Origin of the sequence: Pseudomonas peradeniyensis (genome assembly GCF_014268935.2) — a bacterium.
Taxonomy (GTDB): domain Bacteria; phylum Pseudomonadota; class Gammaproteobacteria; order Pseudomonadales; family Pseudomonadaceae; genus Aquipseudomonas; species Aquipseudomonas peradeniyensis.
Map to the genome: position 1 here is coordinate 378,498 of NZ_JABWRJ020000001.1, position 12,357 is coordinate 390,854.

General features: G+C 66.5%; 11 protein-coding genes. 10 read left to right on the forward strand and 1 reads right to left on the reverse strand.

Annotated elements, in window-relative coordinates; translation table 11 throughout:
* The first annotated feature begins 90 nt into the window (after positions 1–90).
* The 10 genes from HU751_RS01700 (at position 91) to HU751_RS01740 (ending at position 8,240) form a co-directional block, all read left to right on the forward strand.
* Positions 91–2,307, forward strand: coding sequence for a DNA internalization-related competence protein ComEC/Rec2 (locus HU751_RS01700; protein WP_186735901.1), 2,217 nt, complete (start codon positions 91–93; stop codon positions 2,305–2,307).
* Between the two features lie 151 nt (positions 2,308–2,458).
* Positions 2,459–3,094 carry a MotA/TolQ/ExbB proton channel family protein gene (locus HU751_RS01705; protein WP_028690976.1) on the forward strand — a complete coding sequence of 212 codons (636 nt, stop codon included), beginning with the start codon at positions 2,459–2,461 and terminating at the stop codon, positions 3,092–3,094.
* Positions 3,091–3,525 (forward strand): ExbD/TolR family protein, encoded by a 435-nt coding sequence (locus HU751_RS01710; protein WP_186735899.1) that lies wholly within the window; start codon positions 3,091–3,093, stop codon positions 3,523–3,525. The genes HU751_RS01705 and HU751_RS01710 overlap by 4 nt, the downstream gene beginning before the upstream one ends.
* Positions 3,525–4,529, forward strand: a complete 1,005-nt coding sequence (gene lpxK / locus HU751_RS01715; RefSeq protein WP_186735897.1) for a tetraacyldisaccharide 4'-kinase — start codon at positions 3,525–3,527, stop codon at positions 4,527–4,529. Before HU751_RS01710 ends, lpxK begins: the two co-directional genes overlap by 1 nt.
* A gap of 34 nt (positions 4,530–4,563) precedes the next feature.
* A complete protein-coding gene (locus HU751_RS01720; protein ID WP_011532874.1) occupies positions 4,564–4,749 on the forward strand; it encodes a Trm112 family protein in 186 nt (61 codons plus the stop codon).
* Positions 4,746–5,510, forward strand: a complete 765-nt coding sequence (kdsB, locus tag HU751_RS01725) for a 3-deoxy-manno-octulosonate cytidylyltransferase (RefSeq protein WP_186735894.1) — start codon at positions 4,746–4,748, stop codon at positions 5,508–5,510. Before HU751_RS01720 ends, kdsB begins: the two co-directional genes overlap by 4 nt.
* Positions 5,510–5,974 carry a low molecular weight protein-tyrosine-phosphatase gene (locus HU751_RS01730; RefSeq protein ID WP_062573279.1) on the forward strand — a complete coding sequence of 155 codons (465 nt, stop codon included), beginning with the start codon at positions 5,510–5,512 and terminating at the stop codon, positions 5,972–5,974. The genes kdsB and HU751_RS01730 overlap by 1 nt, the downstream gene beginning before the upstream one ends.
* Positions 5,971–6,990 carry a UDP-N-acetylmuramate dehydrogenase gene (gene murB, locus HU751_RS01735; RefSeq protein ID WP_186735892.1) on the forward strand — a complete coding sequence of 340 codons (1,020 nt, stop codon included), beginning with the start codon at positions 5,971–5,973 and terminating at the stop codon, positions 6,988–6,990. The genes HU751_RS01730 and murB overlap by 4 nt, the downstream gene beginning before the upstream one ends.
* A 48-nt stretch (positions 6,991–7,038) precedes the next feature.
* A complete protein-coding gene (locus HU751_RS26760; RefSeq protein WP_075043813.1) occupies positions 7,039–7,398 on the forward strand; it encodes a transposase in 360 nt (119 codons plus the stop codon).
* A gap of 8 nt (positions 7,399–7,406) precedes the next feature.
* Positions 7,407–8,240, forward strand: a complete 834-nt coding sequence (locus HU751_RS01740) for an IS3 family transposase (RefSeq protein ID WP_264082600.1) — start codon at positions 7,407–7,409, stop codon at positions 8,238–8,240.
* Positions 8,241–8,428: 188 nt separating this feature from the next.
* On the opposite strand, the gene rne is transcribed toward HU751_RS01740, so the two are convergent.
* Positions 8,429–11,653, reverse strand: coding sequence for a ribonuclease E (gene rne / locus HU751_RS01745; RefSeq protein ID WP_186735613.1), 3,225 nt, complete (start codon positions 11,651–11,653; stop codon positions 8,429–8,431).
* Positions 11,654–12,357 lie beyond the last annotated feature (704 nt).

Here is a 12,357-nt window from a genome sequence, read left to right on the forward strand (position 1 = left end):
TCGTTCAGAGTTTGTGACAATTGATTAGCAGGTTTCTCCCGCCAATCGGCTAAGCCTCAGGGGCCGTTTTCGCTTCTGGAGCTCTATCTCATGCGCACAGGGATGCTGGCGCTGGTCCTCGGGCTGTTGAGCCTGCGCTTTTTACCTGCCCTGCCACCGGTCGGATGGCTGATTCCATTGCTCTTGCTGGCCCTGGCCTGCCTGCGTACCCGGGCCTGGCCGCTGGGTTGGTGGGTGCTGGGTGTGTGCTGGGCCTGCTGGTCGGCGCAGCAGGCCCTGGACGACCGCCTGCCGGCCGCGCTGGACGGTCGCACGCTGTGGCTGGAGGGGCGGGTGGTCGGCCTGCCGACCCGTACCGAGCGCGGCGTGCGTTTCGAGCTTGAGCAGCCGCAGTCGCGCAGGGCCCGGTTGCCGCAGCGGGTGCAGTTGAGCTGGTTTGACGGGCCACCACTGCGGGCGGGGGAGCACTGGCGGCTGGCGGTCAACCTGCGTCGGCCGCAGGGCCTGCTCAACCCCCATGGCCCCGATCAGGAGGCCACGCTGTTGGCGCGGCGGGTCGGTGCCACCGGCACGGTCAAGGCCGGTACGCGCCAGGGCGAGGCGGCCAGCAGTTGGCGCGACGGCCTGCGTCAGCGCTTGCTGACCACCGATGCCCATGGCCGGGAGGCGGCGTTGGCCGCCCTGGTGCTCGGGGATGGCGCAGGCCTGGCGCGGGAGGACTGGCAGGTGCTGCAGGCCACCGGCACGGTGCACCTGCTGGTGATTTCCGGGCAGCACATCGGCTTGCTGGCCGGGTTGGTCTATGGGTTGGTGGCCGGCTTGGCGCGCCTGGGGGCCTGGCCCCGGCGGTTGCCGTGGCTGCCCTGGGCCTGCGGCCTGGCGATGACAGCGGCACTGGGTTACGGCTGGCTGGCGGGGTTCGGCGTGCCGGTGCAGCGGGCGTGCCTGATGCTGGCGGTGGTGCTGCTCTGGCGCTTGCGCTTTCGCCATCTGGGCGCCTGGGTGCCGTTGTTGATGGCGCTGTCGGGCGTGCTGCTGGTCGAGCCGCTGGCCAGCCTGTTGCCGGGGTTCTGGCTGTCGTTCGCTGCCGTGGCGGTGCTGGTGTTGTGTTTCGCCGCCCGACTGGGCGCCTGGCGGCCCTGGCAGGCCTGGACCCGCGCCCAGTGGGTGATCGCCGTAGGGTTGTTGCCGGTATTGCTGGCCTTGGGGCTGCCCGTCAGTCTCAGTGCGCCGCTGGCTAATCTGCTCGCCGTGCCGTGGCTCAGCCTGGGCGTGCTGCCGCTGGCGTTGCTGGGCACGGCCCTGTTGCCGGTGCCTGGGCTGGGGGAGGGGATGCTGTGGCTGGCGGGCCTGTCGTTGGACGGCTTGTTTGCCGTGGTGACGCGATTGGCGGGCCTGCAGCCGGCCTGGATACCCGAGCCACTGCCGTTGTGGGCTTGGCTGCTGGTGTGCCTGGGCGCCTTTCTGGTGCTGCTGCCCCGTGGCGTGCCGTTGCGGGCGCCGGGTGCGGTCATGCTGTTGGCGCTGTGGGTGCCACGCGAACAGCTGCCATTGGGCCAGGTGGAGGTCTGGCAGCTGGATGTGGGGCAGGGCCTGGCGGTGCTGCTGCGCACCCGCAATCACGCGCTGCTGTATGACGCAGGCCCGGCCCGGGGTGGCAGTGACCTGGGCGAAACGGTAGTGCTACCGACCTTGCGCAAGCTGGGGGTGAAGGCGCTGGATGTGATGCTGATCAGCCATGGCCATGCTGACCATGCCGGTGGGGCGGCGGCTGTGCGGCGTGGGGTGCCGGTGAAGCGGGTGCTGGCCGGCGAGGTTGCCGGGCTGGAAGCGGCGTCGCTGTGCCGCAGCGGCGAGCGCTGGCAGTGGGATGGCGTAGATGTCGAGCTTTGGCACTGGCCGCAGGGGGCTTCCAGCAACGAGCGCTCCTGTGTGTTGCGGGTGCAGGCCAAGGGCGAGCGCTTGCTGCTGGCCGGGGACATGGAGGCCGGCGCGGAGCGTGCGTGGCTGGCCGCGACCGATGATCCTCGGGTGGACTGGTTGCAGGCGCCGCACCATGGCAGCCGCACGTCGTCCAGCGAGCCGTTCGTCCAGGCCACGGCGCCGCGCGGGGTGCTGATTTCCCGAGGGCGGCACAATGGTTTCGGGCATCCCCATGGGCAGGTGATCGAGCGCTATCGGCGGCATGGGGTGGCGGTGCATGACACGGCGGTGGAGGGGGCGTTGCGGTTGGTGCTGGGGAGTCGGGTTGGGGTGGAGGGTGTGCGCAGGGATCGGTGGTTCTGGCGTGAGGTTGACGAGGGCTGAGCCGGCGCCATCGCGGGGCAAGTCGCATCGGCGCACCGCCGCTCCCACGCCAACGCGATTACGCGGACCGAACGTTTCCCTGACCTCCGGCAGATGAGCCCCAGGCGCTCCTATGGTAGAGTGGCGGCCTTTTTCCGAGGGGATGCTAACTGTGTGGGAATTGGTCAAGTCCGGTGGCTGGATGATGCTGCCGATCATCCTGAGCTCCATCGCCGCCATGGCGATCGTCGTCGAGCGCCTGTGGACCCTGCGCGCCAGCCGTGTCACCCCGCCGCACCTGCTGGGCCAGGTATGGATGTGGATCAAGGACAAGCAACTCACCAGTGACAAGCTCAAGGCCCTGCGCGCCGACTCGCCGCTGGGCGAGATCCTCGCCGCGGGCCTGGCCAACTCGCGCCACGGCCGCGAGATCATGAAGGAGTGCATCGAGGAGGCCGCCTCGCGGGTCATCCACGAGCTGGAGCGCTACATCAGCACTCTCGGCACCATCGCCGCCATGGCCCCGCTGCTGGGCCTGCTGGGCACCGTGCTGGGCATGATCGACATCTTCAGCGCCTTCATGGGCTCGCAGATGACCGCCAACGCCGCCGTCCTGGCCGGGGGGATCTCCAAGGCCCTGGTCACCACCGCGGCCGGCCTGATGGTCGGTATCCCGGCGGTGTTCTTCCACCGCTTCCTGCTGCGCCGCATCGATGAGCTGGTGGTGGGCATGGAGCAGGAGGCAATCAAGCTGGTGGAAGTGTTGCAGGGCGACCGCGAAGTGGAAGTGGCCGGAGGCAAGGCGTGAAGTTCCGGCGCAATCGCCAGCGCGAGAACGTCGACATCAACCTGGCGTCGTTGATCGACGTGGTGTTCGTGCTGCTGCTGTTCTTCGTGGTCACCACCACCTTCACCCGTGAGACCCAGCTGCGCGTCGAACTGCCCGAGGCCAGCAGCGCCGAGCAGCCGCCGGCCGACCCGGGCAAGCTGGTGGAGATCTCCATCAGCGCCGATGGCGTGTACTCGGTGAACAACCACCTGCTGCCCAAGAGCGACCTGGACACCCTGACCGAGGCGATCGAGAAGGAATCCGGCGGTGACATCACCCTGCCGCTGGCCATCAGCGCCGACGGCAAGACCCCGCACCAGGCTGTGATCACCGCAATGGACGCGGCCGGCAAGCTCGGCTTCAGCAAGTTGCGCATGACCACCGTCGAGGCCGCGCAGGGCAAGCCCTGATGGCCTTCGCCGATCGTCTGCTCGCCGCCTGGTACGCCGGGCACCCGGCGCTTGCCGTGTTGCGCCCGCTCGAGGCGCTGTACCGCCGCGTGGTGACGCGCAAGCGCGCGCGCTTCCTCAGCGGCGAAAGCCCCAGCTACCGCGCCCCGGTACCGGTGATCGTGGTGGGCAACATCACCGTCGGCGGTACCGGCAAGACACCGATGATCCTCTGGCTGATCGAGCACTGCCGCCGGCAGGGGCTCAAGGTCGGCGTGGTCAGTCGGGGCTATGGCGCCAAACCACCGCACTATCCCTGGCGCGTCCAGGCTGACCAGCCTGCGGAGCAGGCCGGCGATGAGCCCTTGCTGATCGTCCAGCGCACCAGGGTGCCGCTGGTGATCGACCCCGACCGTTCCCGCGCCGTGCAGGCCTTGCTGGCCAGCGACGCGCCGGACCTGATCCTGTGCGACGACGGCATGCAGCATTACCGCCTGGCCCGCGACCTGGAGCTGGTGCTGATCGACGCCGCCCGGGGCCTGGGCAATCGCCGCTGCCTGCCGGCCGGCCCGTTGCGCGAGCCGGCCGAGCGCTTGGGCGAGGCCGACGCGGTGCTGTTCAACGGCGCCGAGACCGACCGCGACGACGGCTTCGCCTTCCGCCTGCAACCCTCGGCGCTGATCAACCTGCGCAGCGGCGAGCGCCGCGAGCTCGACCTGTTCCCGCCTGGCCAGGCGCTGCACGCCGTGGCCGGCATCGGCAATCCGCAACGTTTCTTCAACACCCTGCTGGGGCTACACTGGCAGCCGGTGCCGCACCCTTTCGCCGACCATGCGCCCTACAGCCGTGAAGTGCTGTCGTTCAGCCCGCCGCTGCCGCTGGTGATGACCGAGAAGGATGCGGTGAAATGCCGGCCCTTCGCCGCCGACGACTGGTGGTACCTGGCGGTCGACGCCGTGCCGACGCCCGCTTTCAGCGCCTGGTTCGACGCCCAGCTCGACCGCCTGCTGCCCGGCCGCCCCTGAGCCTTTTTTCATTTTCCGTCGCAAGGACTCCTCCATGGACACCAAACTGCTCGATATCCTGGCCTGCCCGATCACCAAGGGCCCGCTCAAGCTCAGCGCCGACAAGACCGAGCTGATCAGCAAGGGCGCGGGCCTGGCCTATCCGATCCGAGACGGCATCCCGGTGATGCTGGAAAGCGAAGCGCGCACCCTGACCGACGAAGAGCGCCTGGACAAATGAGCCTGGACTTCACCGTGGTGATTCCCGCCCGGCTGCGCTCCACGCGCCTGCCGGGCAAGCCATTGCTGCCGATCGCCGGCAAGCCGATGGTCCAGCATGTGTGGGAGCAGGCGCGCAAGAGCGGCGCCAGCCGCGTGGTCATCGCCACCGACGATGCCAGCATCGTCGAGGCCTGCCGGGCGTTCGGCGCCGAGGTGCTGCTGACCCGCGCCGACCATGAGTCGGGCACCGATCGCCTGGCCGAGGTGGCCGCCCAGCTGGGCCTGGCCGCTGATGCCATCGTGGTCAACGTGCAGGGCGACGAGCCGCTGATTCCGCCAGTGATCATCGACCAGGTGGCGGCCAACCTCGCCGCGCACCCGGAAGCCGGCATCGCCACCCTGGCCGAGCCGATCCACGCCCCGGAAACCATTTTCAATCCCAACGCGGTCAAGGTGGTCAGCGACAAGCACGGCCTGGCCCTGACCTTCAGCCGCGCGCCGCTGCCCTGGGCCCGTGACGCCTTCGCCAACAACCGTGACCAGCTGCCGGAGGGCGTGCCTTATCGCCGTCATATCGGCATGTATGCCTACCGCGTGGGCTTCCTCCAGGACTTCGTCGCCTGGGGCCCGTGCTGGCTGGAGCAGACCGAATCGCTGGAGCAGCTGCGCGCCCTGTGGCACGGCGTGCGCATCCATGTCGCCGACGCCATCGAGGCGCCGGCCGTGGGCGTGGACACCCCTGAAGACCTGGAGCGCGTACGGCGCTTGCTGGAGGCCTGATGCGCGTTTTGTTCGTCTGCCTCGGCAATATCTGCCGTTCGCCGACCGCCGAAGGCGTGCTGCGCCACCAGCTCGAGGCCGCAGGCCTGGGTGATCTGGTGCAGGTGGCCTCCGCCGGCACCGGCGATTGGCATGTCGGCAAGGCGCCCGACAGCCGTACCTGCAAGGCCGCCCTGGCCCGTGGCTACGACCTGTCGCGCCAGCGTGCCCAGCAGGTCAAGGCGGCGCATTTCGCCGAGTACGACCTGGTCCTGGCCATGGACAAGAGCAACCTGGGCAACCTGCAGGCCCTGCGCCCGCACAACGCCAAGGGCGAGCTCGACCTGTTCCTGCGCCGCTATGGCGCGGCCCTGGACGAAGTGCCGGACCCTTACTACGGCGGTGCCGAAGGCTTCGAGCAGGTCCTGGACCTGATCGAGGCGGCCTGCCGCGAGCTGGTCGTGGAAATCAAGGGGCGGTTATGACGGCGCACTGGCAGGAGCGCGTGTCGCTCAAGCCCTACAACACCTTCGGCATCGACGTCAGTGCCCGCTACTTCACCCAGGCCCATGACGACGACGAAGTCCGCCAGGCCCTGGCCCAGGCCGCCGAGCGGCAGGTACCGGTGCTGGTGATCGGCGGCGGCAGCAACCTGCTGCTGTCCCGCGATGTCGAGGCCCTGGTACTGCATATGGCCAGCCGTGGCCGACGCCTGCTCAGCGACGATGGCGAGCGGGTGGTGGTCGAGGCCGAGGCCGGGGAACCCTGGCACCCGTTCGTGCAGTGGAGCCTTGGGCAGGGCTTGTGCGGGTTGGAAAACCTCAGCTTGATCCCCGGCACCGTGGGCGCCGCGCCGATGCAGAACGTCGGTGCCTATGGCGTGGAGATCAAGGATGTGTTCGCCGGCCTGACCGCGCTGGACCGAGAGACCGGCGAGCTGCGGGATTTCTCGCTGGAGGAGTGCGCGTTCGGCTATCGCGACAGTCTGTTCAAGCGCAACCCCGGGCGCTGGCTGATTGTGCGCGTGCGCTTTGCCTTGAATCGCACGTTGCAGGCACACCTTGACTACGGCCCGGTGCGTCAGCGTCTGACGGAGCAGGGCGTCGAACAGCCGACCGCGCAGGCGATCAGCGACGCGATCTGCAGTATCCGTCAGGAAAAGCTGCCGGATCCGGCTGAGCTGGGCAACGCCGGGAGCTTCTTCAAGAACCCGGTGGTGTCCGCTGAATTGGCCGAGTGTATCCGTGCCGGGCATCCCGGCGTGGTGGCCTATCCCCAGGCCGATGGCCAGGTGAAGCTGGCGGCCGGCTGGTTGATCGAGCAGGCGGGGTGGAAAGGCTATCGCGATGGCGATGCCGGGGTCCACCGTTTGCAGTCGCTGGTGCTGGTGAACTACGGCCAGGCGAGCGGGGCGCAGTTGCATGCCCTGGCGCGGCGGATCCAGGCGGATATCCTCGAGCGCTTCGGGGTGGAGCTGGAGATGGAGCCGAACCTGTACTGATGGGTTGGCCTGGGCCGGCCCTATCGCGGGGCAAGCTGAACTGGCCTAATGATTTTGGACACCTTCATCGGGCGCTATGATGGCGCCCAATTGGAGGCAAAATCAGTGCGTAAATCTTATTCAAGAGAATACAAAGTCCAAGCTGCCGAAATGGTGCTGGACGGTGGGCAGTCAGTTCCTGAGGTCTGTGCCGCCCTTGGGCTGGGCCCTACCGCGCTTCGCCGCTGGGTTGACCAGGTACGTGAAGAGAGAGCCGGTAAGGTTCCGGCTGGAGCCAAAGCGATCACACCCGAGCAGCAACGAATTGAAGAACTCGAAGCGCTGGTTCGGCAAAAGGATCGGGATATCGAAATCCTAAAAAAGGCCAGTGCTCTCCTGCTTCGGGACTCCAAAGATCGTTCTCGCTGATCAACGAGCTGAGTGAGCAATACCCTGTTGTCGACTGCTGCCGCGTGCTTGGGGTTAAGCGCAGCAGTTTCTATGCGTGGCGCAAACGGCAAGGACGTGAAAACCCGGCCAGAGATGCTCTACGCCTGCTGGTAATCAAGCACTTCAACGCATCGCGAAGTGCTTTTGGCTCGCGAACCCTGGCGCAGGAATTGCGGCATGAGGGCCATGGAATAGGACGATACAAGGTGCGTGCGTTGATGCGCGAAGCTGGCCTGAAGTGCAAGCAGCGCAGGCCGCACCGCTATCGGTCATCAGGGGCAGAAGCGTTGATTGCCGAGAATCAGCTGAAGCGCAATTTCAAGGTTTCGGCGATCAATGAGGTTTGGTGTGGCGATGTGACCTATATCCAGGTTGGCAGGCGCTGGCTGTACCTAGCCGCCGTGATTGACCTCTATGCCCGTCGCGTAGTGGGTTGGGCATTCTCGATGATTGCAGATGCCAACTTAGCTTGTAACGCCCTGCGCATGGCAGCTGAATCGCGGGGTAGACCGGCGGGCGTAATGTTTCATTCAGACCAGGGCTGTCAGTACACCAGCCATAAATTCAGAGCCGCGCTCGATGAGTACAACTTGAACCAGAGCATGAGCCATCGAGGCCAATGCTGGGATAACGCTGCCATGGAGCGATTCTTCGGAGCATTGAAATCAGAATGGGTGCCGGCAGAGGGTTACGAGACCGAAGCGCAGGCACGAGTGGATATCCAGGCTTATCTGATGCGCTACAACCTCAAGCGCCTCCACAGCTACAACGGCTATGAAACGCCAGTAGCCATGGAGGAAAAACTCAAGGCAGCGGCATGAACCTTAACCGGTGTCCAAAATTACTTGACCAGTTCAAGCCCGCTCCCACGCCACCGTTCCGCGGCTGAGAGGGACTGCGTGGGAGCGGGCTTGCCCCGCGAACACCGGCGAAGCCGGTGCCATCCACCCGGCAAAGAAAAAGCCCCGCCAGTTCGCACTGGCGGGGCTTTTTCATTCAGCCGAGGCTATCAACCGTGATGAGGCTTGTGCTCGTCAGCGGTTTCCAGGGCTTCGGCCGGGGCAGCAGCGGCCAGGGCAGCGGCGGCTGCTTCGGCTTCACGCTTGCGGCGACGCACTTCACGCGGGTCGTTCGGCGCACGGCCGTTCGGCAGCATGATGGTGGACGGCTCGACCGGCGCTTCTTCGGCAACCACGGCTGGTGCAGGCTCAGCCACCGGGGCTTCGACCACTTCAGGCTGGACTTCGACGGCTTCGACCACCGGAGCAGGCTGCTCGGCGACTGGTGCCTGGGCTTCGACCACTTCGGCAACCGGTGCCTTCTCGATCTCGCCCGCTTCCACCGCTGGGGCTTCCACGACCACTGCAGGCTCGACGGCTGCCTCGACAACGGCGGTCGGCTGCTCGATGGCGGCTTCTTCAACCACAGGCTGCGGCGCCACTTCGACGACAGGCTCGATGCTTGGCTCGGCAGCGACCACTGGCTCGCTGACAGGCTGCTCGACCACCGGGGCGATGGCGACCTGCTCGGCCACGACTTCGGTGATTTCCACCTGGGTCTCGGCGACAGCGGCGCTGGCGCGTTCGGCCTGCTGGTTGGCTTCGGCCTCGGCGTCGGCACTGATGTTGCTGGTGGCAACGGCAGCGATGACGGCAGTGCCGGCGGCCAGTTCGGCACCCAGCTCGGTGGCCTGGTGCTGTTGTGGCTGCTCTTCGCCGGCGTCTTCGTCGCCGCCTTCGATCAGCTCGCCATTGGCGTTGCGCTGGCGCTCACGACGGTTGCTGCGACGACGCTGGCCACGGGAACGGCGACGTGGACGTTCGCCATCGGCGCCTTCCTGCTCGTCCTGCAGCAGCTCTTCGTTCGGCAGTTGCTCCTCGGCGAGCTCCACGGCCTGTTCGGCGGCCTGCACCTCAGGGCGCAGCTGGCGCTCTTCGCGTGGGGCGCGTTCCTCACGTGGCGCACGCTCTTCACGAGGGGCACGTTCTTCACGCGGTGCACGCTCTTCGCGAGGTGCACGTTCTTCACGCGGTGCACGCTCTTCGCGAGGGGCGCGTTCTTCACGTGGTGCGCGCTCTTCGCGAGGAGCGCGTTCTTCACGCGGTGCACGCTCTTCGCGTGGGGCGCGCTCTTCACGGGCTACGCGTTCTTCACGTGGCGCACGCTCTTCACGCGGGGCGCGTTCTTCGCGGGCGACCGGTGCGGCGTCCAGCGGCTCGCGCAGTTCGCGCACGCGCTCTTCGCGGTTGCCACGGCGGTCTTCACGCGGCTGGCGCGGTTGACGCTCTTCACGTGGCGCGCGTTCTTCACGCGGGGCACGCTCTTCGCGAGGCTGACGCTCTTCACGCGGGGTGCGCTCGCCGCGCTCTTCGCGTGGCTTGCGGTCTTCTTCGCGACGGCCGTTGCGGTTGCGGCTCTGCTGGCGACCGTTGCGACGCTCTTCATTGCGTGGCGAGCGCTCGGTGGCAGGCTTCTCGGTGGCGGCGGCCGGTGCGGCGGCAGGTTCTTCCTTACCGGCGAACAGGCTGACCAGCGACTTGACCAGGCCCTTGAACAGGCTTGGTTCGGCGGCGGCAGGGGCGGCGACCGGCGTGGCAGGTGCCGGCTGCTCTTCAGCGGCGGCCGGCACCGGGGCGTTGGCGCGGGCCGGCGCGGTCTTGACCGCGGCTTCCTGGCGCACCAGGGTGCGGGTGGCGGTCGGCTGCGGCGCTTCTTCGGTCTCGGCCGAGGCGATCTCGTAGCTGGACTGGTTGTTCAGCACGTCCGGGTTGTCGTCGCGCAGGCGCTGGACTTCGAAGTGCGGGGTTTCCAGGTGATCGTTCGGCAGGATGATGATGCGTGCGCGAGTGCGCAGTTCGATCTTGGTGATCGAGTTGCGTTTCTCGTTGAGCAGGAAGGCGGCCACCGGGATCGGCACCTGGGCGCGTACTTCGGCGGTGCGGTCCTTCAGTGCTTCTTCTTCGATCAGGCGCAGGATCGCCAGCGACAGCGACTCGACGTCACGGATGATGCCGGTGCCGGAGCAGCGCGGGCAGACGATACCGCTGCTTTCGCCCAGCGATGGACGCAGGCGCTGACGGGACATTTCCAACAGGCCGAAGCGCGAGATGCGGCCTACCTGCACGCGAGCACGGTCGGCTTCGAGGCACTCACGCACGCGCTCTTCGACGGCGCGCTGGTTCTTGGCCGGGGTCATGTCGATGAAGTCGATGACGATCAGGCCGCCGATGTCGCGCAGGCGCAGCTGGCGGGCGATCTCTTCGGCCGCTTCCAGGTTGGTCTGCAGGGCGGTTTCTTCGATGTCGCTGCCTTTGGTGGCGCGTGCCGAGTTGATGTCGATGGACACCAGGGCTTCGGTCGGGTCGATGACGATCGAGCCGCCGGACGGCAGGTCGACCACGCGCTGGAAGGCGGTTTCGATCTGGCTTTCGATCTGGAAGCGGTTGAACAGCGGCACGCTGTCTTCGTACAGCTTGACCTTGCTGGCGTACTGCGGCATCACCTGGCGAATGAAGGTCAGGGCTTCTTCCTGGGCGTCGATGCTGTCGATCAGCACTTCGCCGATGTCCTGGCGCAGGTAGTCGCGGATGGCGCGGATGATGACGTTGCTTTCCTGGTAGATCAGGAACGGCGCGGCGCGGTCTTGCGAGGCTTCCTTGATGGCGGTCCACAGCTGCAGCAGGTAGTCGAGGTCCCACTGCATTTCTTCGCTGCTGCGGCCCAGGCCCGCGGTGCGCACGATCAGGCCCATGTCGCCCGGAACGGTCAGGCCGTTCAGCGCTTCGCGCAGTTCGTTGCGCTCTTCGCCTTCGATGCGGCGGGAGATGCCGCCGGCGCGCGGGTTGTTGGGCATCAGCACCAGGTAGCGGCCGGCCAGGCTGATGAAGGTGGTCAGGGCGGCGCCTTTGTTGCCGCGCTCTTCCTTCTCGACCTGGACGATGACTTCCTGGCCTTCGCTCAGGACTTCCTTGATGTTGACCCGGCCTTCAGGGGCTTTCTTGAAGTATTCGCGGGAGATTTCCTTCAGCGGCAGGAAGCCGTGACGGTCGGAGCCGAAGTCGACGAAGGCGGCTTCGAGGCTGGGCTCGATCCGGGTGATCTTGCCTTTGTAGATGTTGGCCTTTTTCTGCTCACGGGCGCCGGACTCGATGTCCAGGTCGTAGAGACGTTGGCCGTCCACCAGGGCTACACGCAACTCTTCGGGCTGAGTTGCGTTAATCAGCATTCTTTTCATGTTGTACCGTCGGTTTCCGGGCTGCCGGAAACGGCGTGCGGCACACACGACTTCTCAGGGTCGGTGCCAAGGTGCGCAAAGGGTGGCGGGCCACCCCCGTGTCTGGCGACGTTCGGCACCAGCCGGTTGCCCAGCCTGCCGTTGTCGCGACGACGCGTCCTGTTTTGCGGTGCCAAAAGACCTGTCGAGCTTTTCGAAGGTTATCCGAATCAATCGAGCGGGCCTGGTGCACTCAGTCAGGAGGAGGAATCAACCGGTCGTCCGTGGACGCCACGAGGGCGTCTGTTCAGGACCTTGTCCGCTCATCGCCCGTTGAGTGGGGCGCTGGTGCGGGTTCGGTGCCACACGGTCCGAGGGCTGTACGTCTCCACCCTGCACGTATCCCTTGAAAATTCGGTGCTGCCGCGCGCTGAATCCGCAACGGGTTGCATTTTTCGCCAGCCCGGTTCCGGGCTGGCGCCATAACATATCCAAGGCAGGTATTTCCGAAGCATTCGCCCGAATGCGCGGAAACGACGGTGGCGGGCAGAGGTACGGCGAAAAGAATCGGGTAAGCAGGTGAAACACCGCACTTGTCGTTTTTTTTCGGTCTTCTCTACACAGCGCTGGTGGCGATTCCAGGCATTTAGTTAAACTGGCGAACGCTCCGTAGGACGGCCTCGCGTCCTCGGGAATTGCGATGGTCAGGGCCGGCGTAGAGCCTG

What these genes read in the sequence shown, in the direction of transcription:
- HU751_RS01700 (WP_186735901.1), top strand. Translation starts at nt 91, where the DNA reads ATGCGCACAGGGATGCTGGCGCTGGTCCTCGGGCTGTTGAGCCTGCGC.
- lpxK (WP_186735897.1), top strand. Translation starts at nt 3,525, where the DNA reads ATGGCCTTCGCCGATCGTCTGCTCGCCGCCTGGTACGCCGGGCACCCG.
- HU751_RS01720 (WP_011532874.1), top strand. Translation starts at nt 4,564, where the DNA reads ATGGACACCAAACTGCTCGATATCCTGGCCTGCCCGATCACCAAGGGC.
- kdsB (WP_186735894.1), top strand. Translation starts at nt 4,746, where the DNA reads ATGAGCCTGGACTTCACCGTGGTGATTCCCGCCCGGCTGCGCTCCACG.
- HU751_RS01730 (WP_062573279.1), top strand. Translation starts at nt 5,510, where the DNA reads ATGCGCGTTTTGTTCGTCTGCCTCGGCAATATCTGCCGTTCGCCGACC.
- murB (WP_186735892.1), top strand. Translation starts at nt 5,971, where the DNA reads ATGACGGCGCACTGGCAGGAGCGCGTGTCGCTCAAGCCCTACAACACC.
- HU751_RS26760 (WP_075043813.1), top strand. Translation starts at nt 7,039, where the DNA reads ATGATTTTGGACACCTTCATCGGGCGCTATGATGGCGCCCAATTGGAG.
- rne (WP_186735613.1), bottom strand. Translation starts at nt 11,653, where the DNA reads ATGAAAAGAATGCTGATTAACGCAACTCAGCCCGAAGAGTTGCGTGTA.